The sequence below is a fragment of the Lysinibacillus sp. G4S2 genome, assembly GCF_030348505.1.
Classification (GTDB): Bacteria; Bacillota; Bacilli; order Bacillales_A; family Planococcaceae; genus Lysinibacillus.
On the sequence record NZ_JAUCFJ010000002.1, the window covers coordinates 4,227,460 to 4,247,846 of the forward strand.

22 protein-coding genes, 1 pseudogene and 1 riboswitch are annotated in these 20,387 nt (G+C 38.4%); of the genes and pseudogenes, 6 read left to right on the forward strand and 17 right to left on the reverse strand.

The genetic code is table 11. From position 1 onward, the window contains the following. Positions 1-120: 120 nt before the first annotated feature. On the reverse strand, positions 121-1,299 hold the full coding sequence (locus QUF91_RS21365) for an MDR family MFS transporter (RefSeq protein ID WP_285398528.1): 1,179 nt from the start codon (positions 1,297-1,299) through the stop codon (positions 121-123). Positions 1,300-1,572: 273 nt separating this feature from the next. Between QUF91_RS21365 and mnmL the strand changes: the two genes are divergently transcribed. Together mnmL and mnmM are read left to right on the forward strand one after the other, a co-directional pair. Then, a complete protein-coding gene (gene mnmL / locus QUF91_RS21370) occupies positions 1,573-2,529 on the forward strand; it encodes a tRNA modification radical SAM protein MnmL/YtqA (protein ID WP_285398527.1) in 957 nt (318 codons plus the stop codon). Continuing rightward, positions 2,526-3,104 (forward strand): tRNA 5-(aminomethyl)-2-thiouridylate-methyltransferase MnmM, encoded by a 579-nt coding sequence (gene mnmM, locus QUF91_RS21375; protein WP_285398526.1) that lies wholly within the window; start codon positions 2,526-2,528, stop codon positions 3,102-3,104. Before mnmL ends, mnmM begins: the two co-directional genes overlap by 4 nt. 233 nt (positions 3,105-3,337) lie before the next feature. On the opposite strand, the gene QUF91_RS21380 is transcribed toward mnmM, so the two are convergent. Beyond that, complete coding sequence (locus QUF91_RS21380) at positions 3,338-3,511, reverse strand: hypothetical protein (protein ID WP_285398525.1); 174 nt, start codon at positions 3,509-3,511, stop codon at positions 3,338-3,340. A gap of 229 nt (positions 3,512-3,740) precedes the next feature. Here QUF91_RS21380 and QUF91_RS21385 point away from each other — a divergent pair, with 229 nt between their 5' ends. Then, complete coding sequence (locus QUF91_RS21385; RefSeq protein WP_289419279.1) at positions 3,741-3,863, forward strand: hypothetical protein; 123 nt, start codon at positions 3,741-3,743, stop codon at positions 3,861-3,863. 112 nt (positions 3,864-3,975) lie between these two features. Here the strand turns inward: QUF91_RS21385 and QUF91_RS21390 are convergent, their stop codons facing one another. Further along, entirely contained in the window at positions 3,976-5,484 is a 1,509-nt protein-coding gene (locus QUF91_RS21390) for an alanine/glycine:cation symporter family protein (RefSeq protein ID WP_285398524.1), read from the reverse strand. A gap of 431 nt (positions 5,485-5,915) precedes the next feature. Then, entirely contained in the window at positions 5,916-6,722 is an 807-nt protein-coding gene (locus QUF91_RS21395) for an alpha/beta hydrolase (protein WP_285398523.1), read from the reverse strand. Between the two features lie 136 nt (positions 6,723-6,858). Between QUF91_RS21395 and QUF91_RS21400 the strand changes: the two genes are divergently transcribed. Further along, entirely contained in the window at positions 6,859-7,380 is a 522-nt protein-coding gene (locus QUF91_RS21400; RefSeq protein WP_289419280.1) for a gamma carbonic anhydrase, read from the forward strand. 161 nt (positions 7,381-7,541) lie between these two features. Here QUF91_RS21400 and metK read toward each other — a convergent pair whose 3' ends face one another. Then, positions 7,542-8,738, reverse strand: a complete 1,197-nt coding sequence (metK, locus tag QUF91_RS21405; RefSeq protein WP_289419281.1) for a methionine adenosyltransferase — start codon at positions 8,736-8,738, stop codon at positions 7,542-7,544. Between the two features lie 90 nt (positions 8,739-8,828). Further along, entirely contained in the window at positions 8,829-9,035 is a 207-nt protein-coding gene (locus tag QUF91_RS21410; protein WP_289419282.1) for a hypothetical protein, read from the reverse strand. Between the two features lie 66 nt (positions 9,036-9,101). Then, positions 9,102-9,219: riboswitch (SAM riboswitch) on the reverse strand. Positions 9,220-9,819: 600 nt separating this feature from the next. On the opposite strand from QUF91_RS21410, the gene pckA reads away from it, so the two are divergent. Both pckA and QUF91_RS21420 read left to right on the forward strand, forming a co-directional pair. Then, a complete protein-coding gene (gene pckA, locus QUF91_RS21415; protein WP_289419283.1) occupies positions 9,820-11,406 on the forward strand; it encodes a phosphoenolpyruvate carboxykinase (ATP) in 1,587 nt (528 codons plus the stop codon). A 108-nt stretch (positions 11,407-11,514) separates the two neighbouring features. Further along, positions 11,515-12,471 (forward strand): alpha/beta hydrolase, encoded by a 957-nt coding sequence (locus tag QUF91_RS21420; protein WP_289419284.1) that lies wholly within the window; start codon positions 11,515-11,517, stop codon positions 12,469-12,471. A 307-nt stretch (positions 12,472-12,778) separates the two neighbouring features. Here QUF91_RS21420 and QUF91_RS21425 read toward each other — a convergent pair whose 3' ends face one another. The 11 genes and pseudogenes from QUF91_RS21425 to QUF91_RS21475 form a co-directional block, all read right to left on the reverse strand. Further along, positions 12,779-13,555 carry an alpha/beta hydrolase family protein gene (locus QUF91_RS21425; RefSeq protein WP_483308106.1) on the reverse strand — a complete coding sequence of 259 codons (777 nt, stop codon included), beginning with the start codon at positions 13,553-13,555 and terminating at the stop codon, positions 12,779-12,781. Continuing rightward, positions 13,539-14,003 carry an NUDIX domain-containing protein gene (locus QUF91_RS21430; protein ID WP_289419286.1) on the reverse strand — a complete coding sequence of 155 codons (465 nt, stop codon included), beginning with the start codon at positions 14,001-14,003 and terminating at the stop codon, positions 13,539-13,541. The genes QUF91_RS21425 and QUF91_RS21430 overlap by 17 nt, the downstream gene beginning before the upstream one ends. Before the next feature lie 149 nt (positions 14,004-14,152). Then, positions 14,153-14,305, reverse strand: coding sequence for a hypothetical protein (locus tag QUF91_RS21435; protein WP_289419287.1), 153 nt, complete (start codon positions 14,303-14,305; stop codon positions 14,153-14,155). A gap of 357 nt (positions 14,306-14,662) precedes the next feature. Beyond that, positions 14,663-14,782 (reverse strand): annotated as a pseudogene (locus QUF91_RS21440) (aminopeptidase); the annotation flags it as partial. Between the two features lie 53 nt (positions 14,783-14,835). Then, positions 14,836-15,597: an IclR family transcriptional regulator gene (locus QUF91_RS21445; RefSeq protein ID WP_285399369.1), complete on the reverse strand. Its 762-nt coding sequence runs from the start codon at positions 15,595-15,597 to the stop codon at positions 14,836-14,838. A gap of 61 nt (positions 15,598-15,658) precedes the next feature. Further along, on the reverse strand, positions 15,659-16,927 hold the full coding sequence (locus QUF91_RS21450; RefSeq protein WP_289419288.1) for a M20 family metallopeptidase: 1,269 nt from the start codon (positions 16,925-16,927) through the stop codon (positions 15,659-15,661). Further along, positions 16,920-17,873, reverse strand: a complete 954-nt coding sequence (locus QUF91_RS21455; RefSeq protein ID WP_285399367.1) for a DUF1177 domain-containing protein — start codon at positions 17,871-17,873, stop codon at positions 16,920-16,922. Before QUF91_RS21455 ends, QUF91_RS21450 begins: the two co-directional genes overlap by 8 nt. Before the next feature lie 68 nt (positions 17,874-17,941). After that, complete coding sequence (locus QUF91_RS21460; protein ID WP_285399366.1) at positions 17,942-18,094, reverse strand: hypothetical protein; 153 nt, start codon at positions 18,092-18,094, stop codon at positions 17,942-17,944. 21 nt (positions 18,095-18,115) lie between these two features. Continuing rightward, positions 18,116-18,259: a hypothetical protein gene (locus tag QUF91_RS21465; protein WP_289419289.1), complete on the reverse strand. Its 144-nt coding sequence runs from the start codon at positions 18,257-18,259 to the stop codon at positions 18,116-18,118. Between the two features lie 89 nt (positions 18,260-18,348). After that, positions 18,349-19,374: an ABC transporter ATP-binding protein gene (locus tag QUF91_RS21470; protein WP_285399364.1), complete on the reverse strand. Its 1,026-nt coding sequence runs from the start codon at positions 19,372-19,374 to the stop codon at positions 18,349-18,351. Next, positions 19,361-20,380 (reverse strand): ABC transporter ATP-binding protein, encoded by a 1,020-nt coding sequence (locus tag QUF91_RS21475; protein ID WP_289419290.1) that lies wholly within the window; start codon positions 20,378-20,380, stop codon positions 19,361-19,363. Before QUF91_RS21475 ends, QUF91_RS21470 begins: the two co-directional genes overlap by 14 nt. Positions 20,381-20,387: the final 7 nt, after the last annotated feature.

Sequence of the window (20,387 nt, forward strand, 5' to 3'; positions counted from 1 at the left end):
GATTGATTGTACGCTAATACGTGTAAATTTTCAATATCCAACATAAAAAAAACGAGCTAAAAACGTGGCTTTCGCACATTTTAGCTCGTTCACAACACTTTTTGTTAAATTCAACCATTATCAGTCTGTCACTATTTTATTCTTTCGTAAAGGGTAATCATAGATAAGACACGGAATAATCGCAAACAAAACAATGATTACTAAAATCAAAACAAGTGCAATCATTCCAAATTGATCGACCATAATACCACCAAATAAAGGACCTATCATACGACCTGCTGTTGCCGCACTATTGATAATCCCTTGATAAAAGCCCTGACGTCCTTTTGGTGCAAGCTGATTAGCGATGGTAGGTAAAACGGGCGTATAAAACATTTCGCCAAACGTTAACACAACCATGGCGGCAGCAAACATTTTAAAATCACTCGCAAAAGCAATAATTCCAAAAGATAATGCGATAAGGACAATACCAAATACTAATTGCCGCTTCAATTTATTTTCCCAACGCTTCACTAGTGGTGCAATTAACGGTTGCCCTAAAACGATAAGCAGGCCATTAATCGTCCAAAGTAAGCTGTACTGTTTCAATCCTAATCCTAGATCTTGCGTATAGGAAGAAATAGTTGCACTCCATTGTGAATAAGCTAGCCAGCATAATACAGAGGATGAACTTACAATTAATAATGCATAAAACGGTGCTTTATTAATAATTCGTTTACTTTCACTTACTACATTTTTCGGTGCAATGCTACCCTCTTCAAATCTTTTAAAAGTAAATAACGCTATAAAAAAGAACAACATATACATGACTAAGTTGACCTTAAATACATAGTCAAACTGATAATCAGCAACAATCCCAGCAAGTGCAGGTCCAATTGCCACTCCTAAATTTTGAGCTAAATAAATTGCGTTAAAGGCCTTCCGTCCGCCCTCAGGCCACGCAGTTCCAGCTAAAGCAAACATTCCAGGAAATACGATACCTCCACTAAAGCCGAGTATCGTTAAGAACCATACATAATGTGGCCAGCCGTGCCAAATCGTTAAACCAATTAATGAGGCAATCGTCAAAAAAATGCCAAACATTATTGATTTATAGCCCCCTATTCTATCAAATAAATAACCACCTAATAGATTTCCCATTACGCCGGCAGCAGAATTCAACATCAAAACAAAGCCAGCCATTGCAAGCGACTTCCCTAAATGATCATGCAAATAAATGGCGTTTAAAGGCCATAAAAAAGAGTTGCCCGTCGTGTTCACCAGCATTCCAATAATTAAAAACCAAACACTTTTTGGCATAGAATGACCTCCATTATTTCGCTACTCTAAATAGTTAGTTTATGTTGAAAAATACAAAAGTACAAGAAAAATAATTTTACCCTTTTTACATAGGCTTAAGAATACTTTTTGTGTAGGTTTCGGTCGGCCCTCCTCATGATTTTTCTCCGGTCGACGCACTTTTCGCTCGGCTCCCTCACGGTTTGCTCCAGTCACCCACATAATTATTAAATTCTTACCTCATGACGGAACCATTGACACATGATAAAATATAGTGTTAGAGGAGTGAAATAAATGACAGAAACAAACTTTCCTTTTCCTTCAGATGGAAAAAGGTACTATACATGGAATCGCTATTTACGTGAGCAATTTGGTCATAAAGTTTTTAAAGTAGCACTGGATGCAGGCTTTGACTGCCCAAATCGTGATGGTACAGTTGCCTTTGGGGGCTGTACGTTTTGTAGTGCTGCAGGTTCTGGTGATTTTGCAGGCAACAAAGTTGATCCGATTGAGGTGCAATTTGCTGAAATTCGTGACAAAATGCATCAAAAATGGAAGGACGGCAAGTACATGGCCTACTTCCAGGCGTACACAAATACACATGCACCGCTACCAGTATTAAAGGAAAAATTTGAAGCAGCTTTGGCCCAGGAAGGTGTTGTTGGATTATCCATCGCAACTCGCCCAGACTGTCTGCCAGATGATGTAGTCGAATATTTAGCTGAATTAAATGAACGCACCTATTTATGGATTGAGCTAGGACTTCAAACTGTTCATGAAAAAACAGCAAATCTCATAAACCGTGCTCACGATTATGCAACATATGTAGAAGGTGTTGAAAAACTACGAAAGCATGGAATTCGCGTATGCTCTCACATTATTAATGGTCTTCCTCTTGAAGACTATGACATGATGATGGAAACAGCTCGCGAAGTCGCAAAGCTTGATGTTCAAGGCATAAAAATTCATTTACTGCACCTTTTAAAAGGTACGCCAATGGTGAAGCAATATGAAAAGGGTATGTTAGAATTTTTAGATCAGGAAGTTTATACAAAGCTAGTAGCAGATCAACTTGAAATTCTACCACCAGATATGGTTATTCATCGTATTACAGGCGATGGACCAATTGATTTAATGATTGGCCCGATGTGGAGTGTTAATAAATGGGAAGTATTAAACGGAATTGATGCTGAGCTTGAACGCCGTGGAAGCTGGCAAGGAAAATTTTATAAATCCGAGGTTGCCAAATGAAGCTACAACGCGTTTTACAATATGCTCAACAGCTAATAAAAGATACAGTTGAAGAGGGCGACACTGTGGTGGATGCCACTGCTGGAAACGGTCATGACACTTTATTTTTAGCCCAGCTTGTCGGAGATGAAGGCCAAGTATACGCCTTTGATGTTCAAAAGAGCGCAGTCGATGCAACACTCCATCGTCTTTTAGATAATGGCTTAGAGCATCGTGCACTTGTTTTACATAGAGGGCATGAAGAAATTGCCAAATATGTACACAAGCAAGTTGCTGCTGCAATTTTTAATCTTGGTTATTTACCTGGTAGTGATCATGACATTATTACAAAGCCAAATACTACGATACAAGCAATTCAGGATTTGTTAAAATTGCTCAAAATCGGTGGTCTTATTGTCCTTGTCATTTATCACGGTCATCCGGGTGGCAAGGAAGAACGAGATGCAGTAATAGAGTATGTCAGTCAACTACCCCAAAAATATGTACATGTATTAAAATACGAGTTTCTAAATCAACAAAGTGATCCACCCTTTGTTATTGCTTTAGAAAAAATGAAAGATGATCCTTTAATCTAATCTTTCTAGCCCGAAATAAGATACTATTTCGGGTCTTTTTTTAGCTCATCACCATAATGTAGCGTTGATTTCCTTCCACCAGAAGCGTCCGCAACCTATATATTGCATACGTTTTAACAATTGTTATCTCCAACTTTTGGTGATAAGCTTTTTTTGATTATTGTTCCCATTCCTTTGTTATTCATATCATGAGTCCTTCGAATCACATGTATGTTAATTAGGAAAAAATAGGTTTATTGAGCGATAAAAGGCTCTTCACCAAAACGTGTGGTTGATTTCCGTTCCGACTGGGCGCTTTGTAGCTGACGCTTCGCTTTCGCACAGAGCAGAGCTTCCTGGGGGCGTCCGATGAGCCGCTTCACTCGCGTTGCTCGCTCCAGGGTCTCATCTGTGACGCTAATCCCCAAGGAGTCGCCCAGTCTCCACTACAATCAACCAAAATACAGCGCATATATTTTAAAAAATGTCATCCACAACTTTTGGGGATGAGCCCGATAAAAGGATTTTTCGTCATTGCTAATAAATTTCCATTTTAACTGATTGTAGTGTAGAGCTACTCGAGTGCTCCTGTCACAGAGCGAAGCTTCCTACGGGAAAGCGAGACAGACGAGACCCTGCACGGAGCGAATGTTTTCTGTGCGAAAGCGTAGTGCTAACGTAGCGACAGCGACAATAATGTTTTATCTGTGCGAAAGCGTAGTGCAACGTAGCGGCAGCAACAATAATGTTTTATCTGTGCGAAAGCGTAGTGCAACGTAGCGGCAGCAACAATACGAGTGGAGGAAGCGGCTCGACGCTCAACACACCTGATATAAAATAGAAAGCTATCTAATAGAAGTTAAAATCTATTAGATAGCTTTCTCATTATTGTCTATTTATTTTTACGTTTTTCATTATAATCTACCCAGAAATCTGCACCTTTAATTCCTAGTTTACGAGGATCAAAAACAGGATCTTTTCCTTCTTTTTTCTGTTTCTCATAATCCTTTAATGCAACAATAGCAGGTTTCATAATAATTAAAATGGCTAAAACGTTAATCCATACCATGAGGCCAAGTCCAACATCTCCCATTGCCCAAGCAAGGTCAGATGTGCGTATAGTACCGTAGAACGAAGCAATTAAAATAGCAAATTTCGCAATCCAAATGGCGACTTTTTCTGTACCTCCTGAGAATAAATAAGCTACATTTGTTTCGGCAATATAGTAATATGCCATTATTGTCGTAAAAGCAAAGAAGAATAATGCAATCGCTACGAATGGGCCACCAAAGCCTGGTAGTGAAGAGTCAACCGCATATTGTGTGTATGCTGCACCTTCTTTAATACTTTTCGCAAATGTTATTTGTTCATCCCCAGTTAATCCGTCTTTATTGAATTCACCAGTATAAATAAATGAATCAGTACCTTCTGCAGCTTTTTCATCCTGCACATTATACATTCCAGTAAATAAAATCATAAATGCTGTAGCTGAACAGATTAATAATGTATCAATGTATACAGAAGCCGCTTGCACGATTCCTTGTTTAGCAGGGTGTGATACTTCTGCTGCCGCAGCCGGATGCGCTCCTGTCCCTTGACCGGCCTCATTTGAATAAATTCCGCGTTTAACGCCCCATGCAATAGCAGATCCAATTATACCACCAAAGATTTCTTGCGCACCAAATGCGCTAGAAAAAATTAATGCAATTACAGCTGGTACTTCTTTAATATTCATTGCAATAATGATAAGAGCCATAAGAATATAAGCTAGTGCCATGAAAGGTACTATAATCTGTGCAGCATTGGCAATCCATTTAACCCCACCGATAATAATAGCACCTAGTAATACGGCAATAATAAGTCCTGTAATCCAAGTATCAATGTTAAAAGCGTTTTCAACAGCTGTCGCAATTGCATTCGATTGAACACCCGGCATCAAGATTAACATTGCAGCTAATGCGGCAATAGCAAAAATAACTGCAAACCACTTTTGCCCCATTCCCTTTTCTATGTAATATGCGGGTCCGCCACGATATTCTGTATCTTTCTCTTCTTTATAAATTTGAGCCAACGTCGACTCAACGTAAGCAGTCGCCGCACCGATAAAGGCAATTGCCCACATCCAAAAAACAGCACCAGGTCCCCCCATCCCGATTGCTGTAGCAGTACCGGCAATATTACCTGTACCTACTCGACCAGATAGTGCGATAGACATCGCCTGAAAGGATGAAATCCCCTTTTCAGATTTTTCACCTTTAAACATTAAAACAAACATATCTTTAATGTGTCTTACTTGTAGGAATCGTGTAATGATTGAAAAAAAGAGTCCAATCAATAAAATACCATAAATAAACCACGGTCCCCATAAAATGGCATTCAGTTTCTCAACGATTGCTTCCATCTTACCCCTCCATTTTGAAAATTTTTCTTTAAGTCATTATAGTATTACACTTTTCAGAAAATTACAATATTATATTGATAGATTAATTCCCAAAAGTTGGGTATGGTATTTTTTAAACGTATATCGTGTATGGAAGTTAATCGGAGTGAAGGCTGGACGACACCTTTGGGGATCAGCGTCACAGATGAGATTCTGGGCGAGCAAATAGAAAAACGAAGGCATTATCACGTCCTGTGATAATGCCTTCGTTACTATTATCGTATAGTTGCTGGCGCTTTGCTTTCGCACATAAAACATTTGTTGCTGTCGCTTCGCTTTCGCACATAAAACATTTGTTGCTGTAAGCGGCTCATCGGACGCCCTCTGGAAGGCTCCTTTTTGGAACGAAAAATGGTGATGAGCCACTTCTAGCTAATTGAAGAGGCAATTCACTACTCTATGATATATCCAATTCTTCGAAGAGCATTATTTATAAAATCACGTAAATAAATAAAAATCTCTTCTCGCTCTACTTCATGAAATAGATTATGATAGCAATTTTCCCATTCTTTGAATTGAAACTCTGTAAACTCCTGCTGATAAAGCCAATTTCGAGTTTGTTTCGTTTCAGTAATACTATCTTTTTCAGCTGTCATAACTAACATAGGTCTATTAGGGAATTCAGCTTGTGGCAATAACACTAGATTACGCATCATTTGCTGTAGCTCTCTATACCATTTCACGGAAACGACTGACATAAAAGGAACCTCATCCTTCATCTCATCTCTTCCTTCTACACTGCGCGTTAATGTATTTAATGTAATTTCATGAGTCATTTTCACATTTGCTGTCAGGGCACTTAGGCTAGTTAAAGCATTAGATAGTTTACCTGGCAATAACTTTAAAAGTAGCCAAGGTGAAGTTAAAATAATACCTGCGCATTCATATTTTCGCTTATGCATGGTATGTAGTAACAATGTTGCGCCAAGCCCATGTCCTATAAAAAAGACAGGTAAATTATATGAAAAAGCATTCTCTATTAAATTCCTTGTATACTTGTTGTACTCTTTAAAATCTTCATCATGAACACGCGAAAACCCTACATTTAAACCATGATTTGGTAAATCCCCCATGACTATGTGGAAGCCTTCCAATCTAAGTTTTTCTATAAGCCACGCATACCAGCGGTGATTTTCATATGCACCATGAATAATAGCAACCACAGCCTTCGCTTGTCCATCAGCTTCCCATTTCCACATTTTACATAGTCCTCCTAAAAAAATAATTACACAATGATTATATCGAAATATCTCACTCATTTTAATTTTATATTTCCATCAAGTTGCGTATTTGATACGATAATATTACATCATAGAAAGAAAAGAGGCGATTCTCATGATCTATCCATTTAAAGGTAAAACACCCAAAATCGATCCATCTGTTTTTATTGCCGATTATGCAACCGTTACTGGTGACGTTACAATAGGTGCTGAAACAACAATTTGGTTTAACACAGTTATTCGAGGTGATGTATCACCAACAATCATCGGAAAAAGAGTTAGTATTCAAGACCTTTGTTGTTTGCATCAAAGCCCTAAATATCCACTCATTATTGAAGATGAAGTAACAGTCGGGCATCAAGTAACTTTACATAGCTGTACGATTCGTAAAAATGCCTTAATAGGTATGGGCTCAATAGTATTAGACGGAGCGGAGATTGGAGAGGGTGCATTCATTGGGGCGGGTAGTCTTGTACCTCCAGGCAAAGTTATTCCTCCGAACAGCTTAGCATTAGGTCGTCCAGCAAAGGTTGTACGAGAATTAAATGCTGAAGATAAAGAAGATATGGAACGTATCGTACGTGAATATGCAGAAAAAGGTCAATACTATAAATCTCTTCAAACAAAAAATAAATAGCTAAATTGAAGCAACTCCACGTTTTCTTGGACAACCAAGCTATACATAGTTGTCATTAGGAGCTAATTTTTTCAAAAAAAACAGTAAAAGGGGCTATTAGAACACCAAGCCCCTTACTGTAAAATAATTTTATAGCTATTGCATTATTTTAGCTAAATAATTTATAGCCCTGCTTTTTCTTGTAATGCGGCAGCTTTGTCTGTTTGTTCCCAAGGTACATTTAAGTCCGTACGACCGAAGTGACCATATGCTGCAGTTTGCTTATAAATAGGGCGACGAAGGTTAAGCATTTTAATAATCCCTGCTGGGCGTAAATCGAATAGCTCGCGCACCCATTCTACAATTTCATTTTCCTTAACTTTCCCTGTCCCAAATGTATCCACAGCAATAGATACTGGTTGAGCAACACCAATTGCATAAGCAAGTTGTACTTCAGCACGTTCTGCTAAGCCTGCTGCTACGATATTTTTTGCCACATAGCGTGCTGCATATGCCGCTGAACGGTCTACCTTAGTTGCGTCTTTACCAGAGAAAGCACCTCCACCATGACGTGCATAGCCACCGTATGTATCAACGATGATTTTACGTCCTGTTAGACCAGCATCACCTTTTGGACCACCTATTACGAAACGACCAGTTGGGTTGATGAAATATTTAGTATTGACATCTAGTAATTCACTTGGAACAACTGGAGTAATAACGAATTCTTTTAAGTCGGCTTGAATTTGTTCAAGCGTTGCTTCTTCATCGTGCTGTGTTGAAATGACAATCGTATCTACGCGTACTGGTACATTGTTTTCATCATATTCAACCGTTACTTGCGTTTTTCCGTCTGGACGTAAATATGCAAGTTCGCCAGATTTACGTGCTTCCGTTAAACGACGAGCCAATTTATGCGCTAAACTGATTGGTAATGGCATAAGCTCTGGTGTTTCGTTACATGCATAGCCGAACATTAAGCCTTGGTCACCTGCGCCAATTGCTTCAATGTCAGCGTCTGTCATAGAACCTTCACGCGCCTCTAAAGCTTGGTCTACACCTAGAGCAATATCAGGTGATTGTTCGCCAATAGCAACAAGTACTGCTAAGTTTTCAGCATCAAAACCATATTTTCCACGAGTGTAACCGATTTCTGCTACAGTATCACGGACGATACCTTTAATATCTACATATGTAGAAGTAGTAATTTCTCCTGCTACTAATACTAAGCCTGTTGTTACAGTTGTTTCACATGCAACACGTGCATTTGGATCTTCTGCTAAAATAGCATCTAAAATGGCATCCGAAATTTGGTCACAAATTTTGTCTGGATGTCCTTCTGTTACACTCTCTGATGTAAACAGTCGACGGTTTGTCATTTGGTTTTCCTCCTATTACGCTTACAATAATATTTACGAATAATACGGTACTCATTACCCATGTCAAGTCTGCCCCTAAGGATTGAACTCTCAAGCCGTTGTTGCTGTCGCTTCGCTTTCGCACAGAAAACATTTTGTTGCTGTCGCTTCGCTTTCGCACAGAAAAACATTTTGTTGCTGTCGCTTCGCTTTCGCACAGAAAACATTTGCTGATTGTAACACGAGGATTTTTGAAAGATCCGTCATTATAATAAGGAAAGAATTACACATACTTACCTTTACATTCGTTTTTAACAATAAAAAAATCCTTTTCTCACGCTTACTTAACATGAGGAAAGGAAATAATGACTTCGTAACCTTTCACTCTTATCGTTCAAGGGGTTTCCCTTGCATCAGGTTGGCACCAACGCATGTCGTGAAATAGTTCATGCAGGTTGCCGGGTTTCATAGGGCCTGACCCTCCACCAGCTCGGGATAAGAGTATCCGTTCAATATATCATAATACGTAAAAGGTCGAACGTTGTCAAATATTTTTGTTGTATTCTCCATCTTTTGGTGATGCGTCCAAAATAATCCCTACTCTCCACCTCACATCATGTGTTAACATATGTGTGACCCTTTAATCTTCATTCAGCAAATGTTTTCTGTAGCGAAAGCAAATTGTCAGCTACAATGTTGTTTTTGTAGCGAAAGTGGATCGTTAGCTATGGAATATTGCCATCTCTACATGTGGTGGATGAATATAGTTGTAGCCCCTTTTCAGTCGGTGACAAGCTCCGTCTGATAAAAACCAGCTTAGAACTTCACATCCTGTGCGAACCTCATGTTGGCAAAAATCTTCCAAATGCAATTTAGCTATGACGGAAGTGATTGTGTAATCACTTGATTATAAATAGGGTGAAAAGCATTCTTAAAACGAATAAATTAACTTTTTGTCGTTTTCTTGAAAAGTAATAAAATCTCAAAAATAATTTCTGAATTAGTATAGATTATTTAAGCAATTGTGTTATACTATTTTTGAAATTAAGAAAATCTCCCTTAGACTCATGGGAATACTATAAAAAAGGATGGTATTTAATCGATGAATTCAGTAGAAATTGCAAACGAACTGAAGGAATTATTAAAAGGCGGTAACATTAATGTTCAACTTTCAGTAGCTCAATTAGCTGAAAAGGCTACATCTCGTGGTGAAGCTATGTTAACAGTAGATGGTGCTGTTCGTGCAGAAACTGGAAAATATACTGGTCGTTCACCTAAAGATAAATATACAGTAGAAGAAGAAAGCACAAAAGATAAAATTGACTGGGGAAAAGTAAATCAACCAATTTCTTCTGAAGTGTTCGATAACTTATATGTAAAAGTAGTAAAATATTTGAAAGAACGTGACGAATTATTCGTATTCAAGGGCTTTGCTGGTGCTGACAAAGATTCACAATTAAGCATCCAAGTAATCAATGAATACGCTTGGCACAATCTTTTCTCTCATCAATTATTCATCCGTCCAACTGAAGAAGAATTAGCTTCTCATGTTGCTGACTTCACAGTGATCTCAGCTCCTAACTTTAAAGCAGACCCTGCTATCGATGGCACAGCTTCTGAAACATTCATCATTGTATCACTTGAAAAGAAAATCATCCTAATCGGTGGTACTGAATATGCTGGAGAAATCAAAAAATCTATTTTCGGTATTATGAACTACTTATTACCGCAACAAGGTATCCTTTCAATGCACTGCTCAGCAAACGTTGGTGAAGCTGGTGATGTTGCATTATTCTTCGGTTTATCTGGTACTGGTAAAACTACTTTATCAGCTGATCCTGACCGTAAGCTTATCGGTGACGATGAACACGGTTGGTCTGATAATGGTGTGTTCAACATTGAGGGCGGTTGCTATGCAAAAACAATTAATCTTTCAGCTGAAAAAGAACCAGAAATCTACAACGCAATCCGCTTCGGTTCTGTTCTAGAAAACGTAGCTGTTGATCCAGAAACTCGAGTTTGTGACTATGATAATGGTTCATTAACAGAAAATACACGTGTAGCTTATCCAATCCAATACATTGAAAATATTGTAGATCCATCTGTTGCAGGTCACCCAAAAACAATCATCTTCTTAACAGCTGATGCATTTGGTGTATTACCTCCAATCAGTAAATTAACAAAAGAGCAAGCAATGTACCACTTCCTTAGCGGTTTCACATCTAAACTTGCTGGTACAGAACGTGGTGTAACAGAGCCAGAACCAGTATTCTCAACTTGCTTCGGTTCTCCATTCCTTCCACTTCCAGCAACAGTTTATGCTGAAATGTTAGGTCAAAAAATTGACGAGCACGGTGCACAAGTATACTTAGTAAACACTGGTTGGACTGGTGGCGAATATGGTACTGGTAGCCGTATGAAGCTTTCTTACACTCGTTCAATGGTACGTGCTGCAATTGATGGCAAATTAGCTAATGTTGAAACAATTCAAGATTCAGTATTTGGTTTAAACATTCCAACTGCTATTGAAGGTGTACCAACAGAAGTACTTAATCCTCGTGATGCATGGGCAGACAAAGTTGCTTATGATAAAAAAGCTGCTGAACTTGCTGGTTTATTCAACGAAAACTTCAAGAAATTCTCAAACGTTTCTGAAGCTATCACTAAACTTGGCGGTCCATTAAAATAATTCACTAAGCAAAGGGAACGATTTCAGTCGTTCCCTTTTTTATTTTCCCTCTTCTTTAGAAAAGGCCACTTGTGTATAATTCATAATAGAAGTTTTAGGGGGATACATATGAAAAGAAAGTACAAAGTGATTATTACCATTGTCAGTCTTCTATTAGTATTGTTTGTTGGGGCTGGATTTTTTGCAGGGAATTATTTCTTTAATCTCGCCTTAAATCCTAATACAGATAAATCAGCCGTGCTTAATGCGCCGCACAATTCTATTGCTATTAGCCCTGAGGATGCTAAAGAAAAAGAAGAAAGTAAAAAGTGGTTTAAAGAGAATTTTGAGGACTCTTTTATACAGTCTTTCGATGATTTGAAATTGCATGCCTATACGCTTAAAAATACAAACGAAACAAATAAATGGGCAATTGTTTTCCATGGATATTCATCTGATGGCTCACAAATGTCAAAGTATGCTAAGCATTATTATGATATGGGCTTTAATGTTCTCATACCAGATGCAAGAGGTCATGGTAAAAGTGAAGGAGACTATATTGGTATGGGCTGGCACGATCGACTAGATGTAGTTTCATGGATTAATAATGTTATCAGCTCTAATAAAAACGCTGAAATTGTTTTGTATGGTGTTTCCATGGGAGGCGCTACAGTGATGATGGCCTCAGGAGAGGATTTACCTGACAATGTTAAGGCTATTATTGAGGATTGCGGCTATTCCTCAGTTTGGGATGAATTCTCCTATCAGTTGAAAGCAATCTTTAAATTACCCGCCTTCCCTATTATGCATTTTTCTTCGGCTGTTACGAAATTAAAAGCTGACTATACGCTTGGCGAAGCCAGTGCCGTCGAGCAAGTAGCAAAATCGAAAACGCCGATGCTGTTCATTCACGGAAGTAAAGATACATTTGTTCCTTCTGATATGCTTAATGAAGTATATGAGGCTGCTAATGTACCGAAGGAAAAATTAATAGTTGAAGGTGCTGGACATGGCGGTGCAGAAAGCGTTGCTGGTGACTCTTATTGGGAAACTATTAATAACTTTTTAGCAAAATATATAGAGTAAACGACCTTTTTTCTACCGCTCAGGTGGCTGCGCAAAGCACCCGAGCGGTTTTTTGTCCTACTTGACGAGCAGGTTTCCTCCTGACCTGAGCGATTCTAAGGGCTACCCGAGCAGTTTTCCGCATGACCCGAGCGATTCTGAGGGCTACCCGAGCAGTTTTCCGCATGACCCGAGCGATTCTAAGGGCTACCCGAGCAGTTTTTCGTCTTACCTGAGCGATTCTGAGGTCTACCCCGCATTAATATATTTTTTATTCCAAAAGAGTTTCTACATTAGAATCGTTGAATGGAAAGACAGCTTGCATACCTTATTGTCGTTTCATCCATTCGCAAAGTGCATGTACTGTTTCTCGATTTTTTGCCGGTGGATACTGATGAGCGTAGCGATGATCATACCATGTCTCAAATGTTTTATTAGCATCCTTTAAATAAAATTCTAACTGCCTTGCATGTTCAATATCTACATTTTCATCAAGGTAGCCATGAATAATAAGTACTGGTGCTGTAATGTGCTCAATCTCAAATAGTGGTGTTCGAGCATCATAAGCCTCTGGTACACGATTAGGCGTCCCTCCTATAACACGCTTCATCATACGGCGCATATCTGACCGCTCCCAATATGTAGCTGTTGCATCAGATACGCCTGCCCATGTTACAACAGAGGTAATATCTCTACGTAATATCGCCGTCCAAAGTGCCATAATACCACCACGTGAAAAACCAAAGATATGAATATTATCATTACAAAACTGTTTTAGCACGTCTACAGCATATACAGCGTCATAACGATCCGCTCCTGCAAACTCATCTCGACCTTCTCCACCTCGATTGCCACGGTAATATGGAGCAAAAACGATAAAGCCTTGTGCTGCAAACTGTGCGACTCGCGAAGGTCTAACCATACCAATGCTTTGCATACCGCCACGTAAATATAAAAAGCCATCATATGTACCTTCTGCCTTAGGCTCCGCTAATAATCCCTTCACACGTAGACCCTGTGACATATAAGTAATTTCTGTTAAACGAATAGCTGGATTTGGCGAAGGATAGGCACGTTTTTCAACGATTTCACCATTGGTCATAATGCTTCAACTCCTCCAGCATTTTCTGCATTCCTTCATCCTTCATATGAAAGCTTAAATTTGGATGATTAGCAAATTCATCATCCGTTAACCAAGTCATCCCTGATGTTTCTAAATCAAATTCGATGTCCTCCTGCCCTGCATACTGTGCGGTAAAGACCGTTTTACAAAATAAGATGTCATCATGAACCGCGTATTCTGCAAACCATCTAAGTTTTTTTACATGAACACCAGTCTCCTCGAATACTTCCCTAATCGCTGCCTGCTCCAAAGTTTCTCCAGGTTCTTGCTTTCCACCTGGAACCTCTACACCACGACGTTTATGAATCGTACATAACCACTTATTTTCATGCTTTAAAAAAACAAGTACATGCTTAGGTTCTACCCCAAGCTTACCTCTTGTAAAACTTAAATCCACTTGTAAACCATTTAAGTCCGTAAATGAGAACATACTCTTCACTCCTTTTTCATATTGCTAAAGCCTTATTTCGTAAACTTTCTTTTATTTCACTATAGTTTAATCATATAGCTTCAATCAACAAATAAAATCACTAATATTCAACTTCACTATTTGCAATATAGTACATATATAATCGCTCATCACCAAAACGTGTGGTTGATTTCCGTTCCGATGAGCCGCTTCACTCGCGTTGCTCGCTCCAGGGTCTCATCTATGACGCTAATCCCGAAGGAGTCGCCCAGCGGTAACGAAGATCTACTAATATACATGGCATATATTTTTAAAAATGTCATCCACAACTTTTGGTGATGAGCCAATATAATGTCATTCAGACCATTAATCGGTGTGATAAGAGACTTTTAACGGGGAGTAATATCACTTTTCAATACTATGTTTATCCGATTGTAAACAAATACAGCTCAACAAATTAGAATTTCCCCCTGTTGGTTACTAGTGTTCAAAATGTGAGCTCATTTCTTATAACAATGGTCAATCCATCAAGAGTTGCTCTTTGTAGATCTAGGAACTCTTTTTTAATAATTGAAAATTGCAATCATAGCCATTTTCAATATTAGCCTTCATTAACTGTAACGTCTCCACAATGAAAATAGCGTGCTTCAAAACTTTTGAAGTCACGCTCTGTTTTTTGATTATATAACTTGTTTGCCATCGAAAAATACGATTGGGTTTTTAACGACACAATCGATATGGACATCTGCCTCATTTGTACCACCGAATGGCATATTACTACCAAATGCAATATGGATCGTGATTACCTTTTAAGATATTCAGTGCAATCTCTTGTAGATGTTGCATATGATCCTTAATTAAAATTCAAATGATATCTACGAATAATGCCTTCAATTTCCTGGCGTGCTTCTGTTAACGGTTCCAATACTTCTGAAATACGTTGTTCTGTAAAACGATAAGTAGGACCTGATACAGTAACAGAACCTATTATCTGATCTTCACTATTAAAAACAGGCATTGCAAGTGCAAGTACGTCTGCCGTATATTCACTTTCACTTACCGCGTAACCACATTCTCGGATTTTTTCAAGCTCAGCACGAATTTCACCTACATCTGTCATCGTATTATTTGTATAAGCAATTAAAGGCTCATCAATTACTTTTGAAATTTGCTCTTCACTTAGGAAAGCAAGCATTGAACGATAGGAGGCACCTACATAAAGAGGTGTTCTACTTCCTCTTGAAACTGAAAATTTCACCTTATTTACAGGCTCTGCTTTCAGCAAGGTTAACGCTTCCAGACCATTTATAACTGTAAAAATAGCTGTTTCACCTGTTGTATCTTTTAGTTTTTCAAGAATGGGCATGCACAGTTGGTCAATGTTTAACGAGTCATACATATTCATTCCAATTTCCCATAAGGCAATTCCAAGTGAGTATTTTTTAGTAATAGGATCTTTTGTAATAAAACCGTTATTCTCAAATGTCTCAAGTATTCGATATAAATTTGTATGATTTATATTCATAGCCATTGCTAGCTCACGCCCACCCCAAGTTGGTTTTTCTTTTGTAAACATCTTTAAAACAGTAATAGATAAATTTAAGGTTTTTAGCATCTCTCTCGTCCTTTTGATCTAATTCGTTTAACATTATCAAAAGCAAGAGAGTAGCATTCTCTTACCTTTGATATAGGAAATCAATTACAGCAGTAATATACACTTTTGCGCAGCGTACGATATCCTCAACACGTACTTTTTCGTTACAGCCATGGATACTTGGTAAATAAGCTGGACCATATTGCAGCACAGGAATATCATATTGTCTGAAATGACGAGCGTCGCTACTTGCCCATTGCATAACGCCATACGCCTCTTTTCCCGTAACAAACGAAATATTATCAACAATCGATTTACATATTGGATTTTCCGCAGGCGTATAGTTTGCCACGCTTTTAAATCCAAAACGTTTTATCGAATAGTCAATATTCAGTCCATCCAATTTACTTTTCAAAATTTCAGTTACTTCTTCTTCGGTAATTCCAAATGGTAAGCGGCAATCTACCTGAACCTTACAATAATCTGGGATAACGTTGGATTTCGTACCTCCATTAATTGTACCAATATTTACAGAAATTTTCTCTAGAACCTCTTGATATTTCAAGCGATCATTTTCAACTTCACGCATGTATTTTTTTGATACTTCAATAAGGGGCTGTGTTTCTTCAGGAATATCAATTTTAAGATCCCATAATGTACGAACTTCATCAATAGCACGAATAGTATCCACAATAGCGTTTCTCCCGGCTAAAGGTGACAAGCTTCCATGTCCTGGCTCCCCGCGTACTTCTAGTTCAAACCAGTATGAACCCTTTTGGCCAATTGTCGGATTTAAAGGTGATGAAGGCTCTGCAATTAAACAACCATCACCCTTTACTAAACCACGCTTTAAAAGCCAAGGGACCCCATACTCGCCACCTGTCTCTTCATCTGGCACAATCGCTAATGTTAGCTTTCCTGGTAGATCAATGTTTAATTTTTTCAGCATTTTTGTTGCAAAAATAATCCCTGCTAAACCTGCCTTCATATCACTAGCACCACGGCCAAGCATCCAGCCATCCTTCACTTCCCCAGAAAACGGAGCAAAATCCCATTTAGAAAGATCCCCAACCGGGACAACATCTGTATGTCCACAATAGACTAACTCTTTACCTTCCGCATTACCAATAAAAGCTACTAAGTTAAATATTTTATCGGCAGATTCATATTTTTCATATGGAATGTTTATTTCCTTTAAATAATTTTCTATAAAAGCTGTAATTTCAGTTGTATTTCCGGGCGGGTTAACACTTGGTATTTGAATTAATTTAGAACAAAATTCAATTAATTCATCCTTGTTATTTTCTACTTCATCGATTAATCGCAGTTTGAGCTCTTGTAAATCATTCATGTGCGTGTACCTCATTTCCTTTTGTTTGAAAATGATTCATACTACCATATAGCTTTTCCATGAGAGCGAACTGCTTTTCATCATAGAATGAGCATTTATTGACACCATAAGTTTTAGCTACTTCTAACACAAAACGAACTACATTTTCTACATCCGTTACATGAGTCGCGCCTGTTGCACAGCCTGCAACTGCCGATTTGGTAGTAATAGCAACACCCACAACTGGACTTGATGTAGCAACTGCTGGTTGTAAAATACTATTTACATGGAATAAGCCATTTCCATATGGGGTAATATCCTGTGTAGTAATGGGTATTACTACTGGTGGAATTCCTGCTGTTTGGGTGTAAACATGTAATAAATCATCACTAATTTTTAAAATATAGCCCTCTTTCACTGTAGGTGTAATAGCAAATCCTTTATGATTACAAACTTGATTGCCTTTCGTTGTGTCAATAGATAAAATAGCGTCCATTTCTACATCTACCTCGTGCTCATTCATAACACTAATATCGACTGGTGAGTTCATAAACGGAACTGGCTCATGTGGTAGAATTGGCGCTGTTGGACAAATATGAGTTGTGAAAATAACATCTCCCTCTAATCGATCACCCTTTAAAACCATATCTATAGCTTTTGCTGCACTCGCCATACATGCCAACGCACCATCACCATCGGATACAAAACCTGTCATCTCCGGACGCGCTCCAATTCCACCTAAACGTCCAATAATACCTAAAGTTGATGCACTCCCTCCGGATGATTTGCCGTTCTTTCCTTTAACAAGAACTCTTACAAAATCAGTAGAACCTCTTTCACCTTTAATTGTTTTTACAGTAACATCCGCTGACGGATCAATATTGTGTAAGTAATCTTTGACAACTTCACCATTCACATAAACACTATCCATTACCTCGTATAATTCAATAACATGCTTTAATGACATAATAATTGCGCTCCTTTTCTAATTTTCTCGTTATCACGGACATCCATTTTAATGAAGGTTAGTGAAAATCAAGGTTCATCACCATAACGTGTGGTTGACTTCCGTTCCGACTGGGCGCTTTCCAGGGGGCGTCCAGCCGTAACGAAGATCAACCAATATACAGTGCATATATTTTTAAAAAGGTCATCCACAACTTTTGGTGATGAGCCAAAATCAAGCAATATAAACTTTTAACCTAAGTTTCAAAATGAATCGATTTCGCCTTGGCATAATTGTAGCTGTCGCTTTGCTTTCGCTACAGATAACATTGGTAGCTGTCGCTTTGCTTTCACTACAGATAAACAATGCAGATTTTGAATTGTGTTCGCACAATCCATTCCTTTCAAAGCTTGTGACATCCGTCTGAGGCTTTTCGCTGTAGTGTTGATTACTTAGGCACCGCCAAAGTTATTTTTCGTCTAACTGTAATTGTTAACTAACTATAGATTTTACGTTCAGTTGTTGTGACATCTTGTCGAGCTGCGTTAAATAAATGACATGATACTTGATGTGATGCAGTAACTGAATCGAGTGTAGGCTGAACTTGTGCACATTTTTCCGTTACAAAACGACAACGTTTATGGAATACGCAACCACTCGGAGGGTTGACTGGACTTGGAACGTCACCAGATAAAATGATACGTTCCCTCGTATCAAACGGATTCTCTTTAGGAATTGCAGATAATAAAGCTTGCGTATAAGGATGCTGTGGATCCCCATATATTTCTTCATACGTACCTATTTCTACGATCTTCCCTAAATACATGACCGCTATACGATCACACATATAATTCACAACATTTAAATCGTGTGAAATGAATATATATGTTAAGCCGAATTCCTTCTGTAAATCTTTCAATAAATTAATAACCTGAGCTTGGACAGATACATCGAGTGCTGAAACTGGTTCATCACATATGACAATATCCGGATTTAACGCAAGCGCACGAGCAATATTAATACGTTGTCTTTGTCCACCTGAAAATTCATGTGGATACCGCTTTGCATGATAAGTGCTTAAACCAACTGTTTCAAGTAAGTCTACGACACGTTTTTTGCGTGATACATCATCTCCAATACCGTGTATCACCAATGGCTCAGCTATTAAGTATTCAATCGTTTTTCGTGGATCAAGCGATGCATATGGGTTTTGAAATACCATTTGTATGGATTTACGTGCTGAACGAATATCTTTTGTATTTAAACTTGCTAAATCAATTCCGTTAAACTCTACTTTTCCTTCTGTCGGTGTAATTAACTGATTAATTAAACGCGCAACAGTCGATTTACCACATCCAGATTCACCAACAATCCCTAATGTTTCACCTCTATATAATTCAAAGCTTACACCATCTACTGCTTTGACAAATTGCGTTGTCTTTTTAAAGGGAATAGAACTTTTAATAGGGAAATGCTTTTTTAAATTACTCACTTTTAGTACAGGCTCTTTATTCTGCTGCATTAAAAACTCCCTCCTGACGTTCTACAATTTTTTCTTTCGTTTGCAAATGACAAGCCACTAAATGATTCTCTTGAACCTCCACTAATTCAGGTACTTTACTACGGCAAATATCTGTTGCCAAAGGACAGCGAGAAGAGAAGTGGCAGCCACTATGCGGCAACGATAAATCTGGTGGACTTCCCGGAATCGCTGGTAGCCTGTCATGCTCTTGATTTCCTATCATAATTTGCGATTCAAGTAAACCCCATGTGTAAGGATGTAATGCATTTTCATAAAGCTGTTTTGTTGTAGCGGATTCCACAGTTCGTCCTGCATACATGACATTTACTTTGTCACAAAGCTCCCATACAACACCTAAATCATGCGTAATCATAATGATGGCAGTATCGTGCTCCTGCTGTAATTTTTTCATTAAATCGAGAATTTGTGCTTGAACCGTTACATCTAGTGCTGTAGTAGGCTCATCTGCAATAAGTAGCTTTGGATTACATGCTAATGCAATTGCAATCATGACACGCTGTCGCATTCCACCTGAAAATTCGTGTGGATACATTTTCAAACGTTTTGTAGGTTCTGGAATTCCCACCATTTTCAGCATATCTACAGCTTTTACACTTGCTTCTTTCTTTGATAAATTTTCATGAGCACGTATAACTTCAATAATTTGATTGCCTACTGTTAAAACTGGATTCAAGCTTGTAATGGGATCTTGGAAAATCATCGACATTTCATTACCGCGAACATTGCGCATTTCCTTTTCTGATATCGCTAGTAAATCGCGCCCATAAAAAAGAATTTTTCCATTTGTAATTTTTCCTGGCGGAGATGGAATTAAACGCATTAATGCTGTGGCTGTAACACTTTTGCCTGAGCCCGATTCTCCAACAATTCCAAGTGTCTCCTTCTTATTCAATTGTATATTTACGCCATTTACAGCTTTCATCGTAGAACCGCCACTTTTAAATTCAACTGTTAAATTTTCTACATCTAGTAACCGTTCAGTCATAACTCCA

Excerpts from the sequence above, each read along its gene's own strand:
- mnmL (WP_285398527.1), top strand. The coding sequence starts at position 1,573 with ATGACAGAAACAAACTTTCCTTTTCCTTCAGATGGAAAAAGGTACTAT.
- QUF91_RS21395 (WP_285398523.1), bottom strand. The coding sequence starts at position 6,722 with ATGTGGAAATGGGAAGCTGATGGACAAGCGAAGGCTGTGGTTGCTATT.
- metK (WP_289419281.1), bottom strand. The coding sequence starts at position 8,738 with ATGACAAACCGTCGACTGTTTACATCAGAGAGTGTAACAGAAGGACAT.
- QUF91_RS21450 (WP_289419288.1), bottom strand. The coding sequence starts at position 16,927 with ATGAATGATTTACAAGAGCTCAAACTGCGATTAATCGATGAAGTAGAA.
- QUF91_RS21455 (WP_285399367.1), bottom strand. The coding sequence starts at position 17,873 with ATGTCATTAAAGCATGTTATTGAATTATACGAGGTAATGGATAGTGTT.
- QUF91_RS21470 (WP_285399364.1), bottom strand. The coding sequence starts at position 19,374 with ATGCAGCAGAATAAAGAGCCTGTACTAAAAGTGAGTAATTTAAAAAAG.
- mnmM (WP_285398526.1), top strand. The coding sequence starts at position 2,526 with ATGAAGCTACAACGCGTTTTACAATATGCTCAACAGCTAATAAAAGAT.
- QUF91_RS21400 (WP_289419280.1), top strand. The coding sequence starts at position 6,859 with ATGATCTATCCATTTAAAGGTAAAACACCCAAAATCGATCCATCTGTT.
- QUF91_RS21420 (WP_289419284.1), top strand. The coding sequence starts at position 11,515 with ATGAAAAGAAAGTACAAAGTGATTATTACCATTGTCAGTCTTCTATTA.
- QUF91_RS21430 (WP_289419286.1), bottom strand. The coding sequence starts at position 14,003 with ATGTTCTCATTTACGGACTTAAATGGTTTACAAGTGGATTTAAGTTTT.
- QUF91_RS21445 (WP_285399369.1), bottom strand. The coding sequence starts at position 15,597 with ATGCTAAAAACCTTAAATTTATCTATTACTGTTTTAAAGATGTTTACA.
- pckA (WP_289419283.1), top strand. The coding sequence starts at position 9,820 with ATGAATTCAGTAGAAATTGCAAACGAACTGAAGGAATTATTAAAAGGC.
- QUF91_RS21475 (WP_289419290.1), bottom strand. The coding sequence starts at position 20,380 with ATGACTGAACGGTTACTAGATGTAGAAAATTTAACAGTTGAATTTAAA.
- QUF91_RS21390 (WP_285398524.1), bottom strand. The coding sequence starts at position 5,484 with ATGGAAGCAATCGTTGAGAAACTGAATGCCATTTTATGGGGACCGTGG.
- QUF91_RS21435 (WP_289419287.1), bottom strand. The coding sequence starts at position 14,305 with ATGACATTTTTAAAAATATATGCCATGTATATTAGTAGATCTTCGTTA.
- QUF91_RS21365 (WP_285398528.1), bottom strand. The coding sequence starts at position 1,299 with ATGCCAAAAAGTGTTTGGTTTTTAATTATTGGAATGCTGGTGAACACG.